The sequence below is a fragment of the Planktotalea sp. genome, from assembly GCF_018607965.1.
Lineage (GTDB): Bacteria > Pseudomonadota > Alphaproteobacteria > Rhodobacterales > Rhodobacteraceae > Planktotalea.
On sequence record NZ_JABBAM010000006.1, the window covers coordinates 1 to 4,585 of the forward strand.

Here is a 4,585-nt window from a genome sequence, read left to right on the forward strand (position 1 = left end):
GCGCGCTGTTCTTTGCGGTGTATCTTGGCGCTGTTGAGGTTGGCGAAGTCTTTGGTATCCAAAAATCATTCCTTGTGCTGTTTATGATCATCATCGGCGGACTTGGGTCTATCTTTGGATCTTTTGCGGGTGCAGCTTTCCTTGTGCTCTTGCCTGTTCTGCTTAAGCTGATTGGCGTGGATATGCTGGGCTGGCCAACAGATATCGTTGCACATTTCAATTTGGTGATCGTGGGCGCATTGATCATTATCTTTCTGATCGCAGAACCACATGGCATCGCCCAACTGTGGCGCGTCGCGAAAGAGAAATTACGCCTTTGGCCCTTCCCGCACTAAGCGCTGGGCCAAAGTTCTACACAGACGACTATAAGGGGCGAATGCCCCACACATCGGAATAACCATGGGAGGAAATACCCGATGAAGATGAAACTACCAGCAATGGCGCTAAGTGCGTTGATGATTGCAAGCCCAGTTATGGCGGACCTCGTGTTCCCATCACTGTCATATCGTACAGGCCCTTACGCTGCGGGCGGTATTCCGTTTGCAGATGGTTATGCGGACTATTTCACAATGCTGAATGCACGCGATGGCGGCATTGGTGGCGTTGAAGCACGCGTTCTTGAGTGCGAGACAGGCTACAACACTGAAAAAGGCGTTGAGTGCTACGAATCCACTAAGGGCGAAGGCGCGTTGGTTTATCAACCGCTCTCCACAGGTATCACATACCAGTTGATCCCCAAAGCAACGGCTGACGGCATTGCGATCCACTCTATGGGTTACGGTCGTACTTCTGCTGCAAACGGCAAGGTGTTTAGCAACGTCTTTAACTACCCAGCAAACTACTGGAACGGTGCATCTGGCGCGATCAACTACCTGATGAGCCAAGGCGACATTTCCGGTAAAAAAGTGGCGTTGGTTTATCACAACTCCGCATACGGCAAAGAGCCTATCCGCACGCTGGAAGAGCTGTCTGCAAAGCACGGTTATGACCTGACTTTGATCCCTGTTGACCACCCTGGTCAGGAGCAGAAATCACAGTGGCTGCAAATCCGTCGTGAAAAGCCTGACTATGTCATCATGTATGGCTGGGGCGTTATGAACCAAGTTGCGGTTCAAGAAGCAGCAAACATCCGTTTCAACATGGAGAACTTCATCGGTATCTGGTGGTCTGGTTCAGAGAACGACGTTCTCCCAGCTGGTGACAAAGCCAACGGCTACAAGGCATTGACGTTCCACGGTGTTGGCAGCGACTTCCCAGTATTCGACGACATCAAAACGCATGTCCTTGATACGGGTAACGCAGCAGGCGCTGGCGACCAAATCGGTACAGTTCTCTATAACCGTGGTCTATATGCGGCGATGCTAGCGGCTGAAGCGGTAAAGACAGCTCAGGCGATCCACGGTGTTGCAGACATCAACGCAGCACAAATGCGCGATGGCATGGAAGCTTTGGAAATCACGGAAGAGAAGATGGCGGCACTTGGCCTTCCAGCCTTCGGTCCATCTTTCAAAGTATCCTGTGAAAACCACGGTGGTCCTGGTCTTGTAGGCATGACCCAGTGGGACGCTGGCGCGAAAGAGTGGAAGATGATTTCTGACTTCTCTCCTTCCGACATGGACGTGATCCAGCCGCTGATCGATGCGGATTCCATGGCGTATGCTGCGGAAAACAAAATCGAAGCGGGCTGCTAATTAGCCTCTTCTTGGTTCGGCTGGCCTCTGTTGGCCGGACCACCTCAACCCCATTCATTATAGGGCGTGTGCTATGCTAGATGCTGCTCCGACGACTGAAAAACTTCTCGAAGTTAACAACATTGAAGTGATCTATAACCACGTGATCCTTGTGTTGAAGGGCGTCAGTCTACACGTGCCTAAGGGCGGAATTGTTGCACTTCTTGGTGGCAACGGCGCTGGTAAAACAACAACGCTAAAAGCGATCTCAGGCTTATTGGCGTCTGAGCGCGGTGACATCACCAAGGGCTCTGTCAGCTATCGCGGCGAAGACCTCGCAGGTCGTGATCCTGCTGATCTGGTGCGCTCGGGCGTTATTCAGGTGATGGAAGGCCGTCACTGTTTCGAACACCTCACTGTTGAGGAAAACCTGCTGACCGGCGCATACACGCGCAAGGACGGTAAAGCGGCGATCGCTGCTGATCTTGAGATGGTCTATGACTATTTCCCACGTATCAAAGAGCGCCGCAAATCGCTTGCTGGTTACACATCAGGAGGGGAGCAGCAAATGGTGGCTATGGGTCGCGCATTGATGTCGCGTCCTGAAACGATTCTTTTGGATGAACCGTCCATGGGTCTTGCGCCGCAACTTGTAGAACAGATTTTCGAGATCGTGAAAAAGGTTAATGAAGAAGAAGGCGTGACCTTCCTTCTGGCCGAACAGAACACCAATGTGGCGCTACGCTATGCGCACTACGGTTATATTTTGGAAAGTGGACGTGTCGTGATGGACGGCCCCGCTGCTGAATTGCGTGAGAACCCCGATGTGAAGGAATTCTATCTGGGCATGTCCGACGAGGGCCGTAAATCCTTCCGCGATGTGCGTTCGTATCGCCGTCGCAAGCGTTGGCTCAGTTGAGCCGCCTTTTCTACCCTTTTCATTTGCGAGCTGACCTATGACAACCCATTTCGACACGTTAGAGACGCGCTCTGCAGATGAACGCCAAGCACAGCAAAGTGCAGCGCTTTTGAAGCAATTAGCGACGGCAACCAGCGCCGACGGCAACTGCCTTGATGCAATCGGCGTGCAGTCGATTGCGGACCTGCCCAAGCTGCCAGTTTTGCGCAAGTCTGAGCTGGTGAAATGGCAGTCCGAAAAGGCACCCTTTGGTGGCATCAACGTTTCCAACGTTGCGCATATCTTCCAATCCCCCGGTCCGATTTATGAACCCGGCGGCATTAGCCATGATTGGTGGCGCATTGGGCGCTTTCTGCATGCCGTTGGCATTGGTAAAGGTGACATCGTTCAGAACTGCTTCGGCTATCACCTGACGCCTGCTGGTTCGATCTTCGAGAGCGGTGCGCGTGCCGTTGGTGCGACTGTTCTTCCTGCGGGCACGGGTCAAACCGATCTGCAAGTGCGTGCTGCGAAGGACGTTGGATCAACTGCCTATGCGGGCACACCGGACTATTTGAAAGTGATCCTTGATAAGGCCGACGAACTGGGTATTTCGCTTGGAATTACCAAGGCGGCCGTCGGTGGCGGCGCATTGTTTCCTTCCTTGCGCCAAGAATACGCAGATCGTGGCATCCTGTGCCTGCAAAACTATGCGACAGCTGATCTTGGAAATGTCGCTTATGAATCCCAAGCCCAAGAGGGCATGATCATCGATGAAGGTGTTATCGTTGAAATCGTCATTCCGGGCACAGGCATTCCTGTAGAGCCGGGCGAAGTGGGCGAGGTGATCGTCACATCGCTTAATTCTGACTATCCGCTGATCCGTTTCGCAACAGGTGATCTAAGTGCTATGATGGCAGGCGTTTCGCCTTGCGGGCGCACAAACACACGTATCAAAGGCTGGATGGGTCGCGCGGATCAAACAACTAAGATCAAAGGCATGTTTGTACGTCCTGAACAGGTTGCTGATCTTGTTGCCAGTCACGCAGATATCGCACGGGCGCGTGTTATTGCTTCACGTGCGGATGAAAAAGATATGCTGACCGTGCAGATCGAAACCGCGTCTGGTGATACAATCGGGTTTGACGCTGCGGTGCAATCCACGCTCAAAATGAAGGGCAAAGTGGAACTGGTGGCGCTTGGTGCTTTACCGCGTGATGGCTTGGTGATCGAGGATCAACGCAGCTACGATTGAGTGAGGGCGCGGCTGACAATATTGAGCGACATCTGCAAGCGCGACGGTTGATTCAGAAGGTCTAGTAAGGTGCATTAAATTTGTTATCATTTCCCAAAAAGTGGGATTGGGATACATGGATAATCATTTGTGCAAGATCACCATCGTGGGTGGTGGAACGGCAGGTTGGATGACTGCGCTCGTACTGGACTCGGTGCTGTCTCGTACGTCAGGGTCTAAAGATCGCCCGCGCATCTGCCTGATTGAGAGCCCTGATATCGCGACTGTCGGCGTCGGTGAAGCATCTGTACTGCGTATGCCGGCCACCATTCGACAAGCTGACATTTCCTAGCGAAGTTTTTTCCGCGAGACCAATGCGTCGTTCAAATTGGGTGTGAAGTTTTGCAACTGGAACAATGACACAAAATGCAATTCAATCGATTATGTAAATCCTTTTGCCCACGGTGTATTGTTAGAAGGCTTGGACCCCACTGAATATTTCTTACGCTTCGGCAATGGAGATCGCGACTACACCCAATCCATCTCTCCGCATGATGATCTAGGCCGAATGTGCAAGGGTGCACGGCTGTTGGGCCAGCCCGAATTCGAGCAACGATTTGGGTACGCGTATCATCTGGACGCTGTAAAATTTGCGGGGATGCTTACCAAGATATGCACCAAGCGTGGTGTCGAACACATACAAGACGACGTTCAAGCGGTTGAGTTGGATGAGCAAGGCAACGTGAGCCACCTGATGTTAGAACGGGAAGGGCGTCACGATAT

Annotated in this window: 3 protein-coding genes and 2 pseudogenes; all 5 read left to right on the top strand. The window is 52.3% G+C overall.

From position 1 onward, the window contains the following. Positions 1-335: pseudogene (locus tag QZ279_RS00300) on the top strand (branched-chain amino acid ABC transporter permease); the annotation flags it as partial. An 81-nt stretch (positions 336-416) separates the two neighbouring features. Further along, complete coding sequence (locus QZ279_RS00305; protein WP_293446785.1) at positions 417-1,691, top strand: ABC transporter substrate-binding protein; 1,275 nt, start codon at positions 417-419, stop codon at positions 1,689-1,691. Positions 1,692-1,764: 73 nt separating this feature from the next. Further along, on the top strand, positions 1,765-2,589 hold the full coding sequence (locus QZ279_RS00310) for an ABC transporter ATP-binding protein (protein ID WP_293446786.1): 825 nt from the start codon (positions 1,765-1,767) through the stop codon (positions 2,587-2,589). A 37-nt stretch (positions 2,590-2,626) separates the two neighbouring features. After that, a complete protein-coding gene (locus QZ279_RS00315) occupies positions 2,627-3,823 on the top strand; it encodes a phenylacetate--CoA ligase family protein (protein WP_293446787.1) in 1,197 nt (398 codons plus the stop codon). Positions 3,824-3,992: 169 nt separating this feature from the next. Next, positions 3,993-4,585: pseudogene (locus QZ279_RS00320) on the top strand (tryptophan 7-halogenase); the annotation flags it as partial.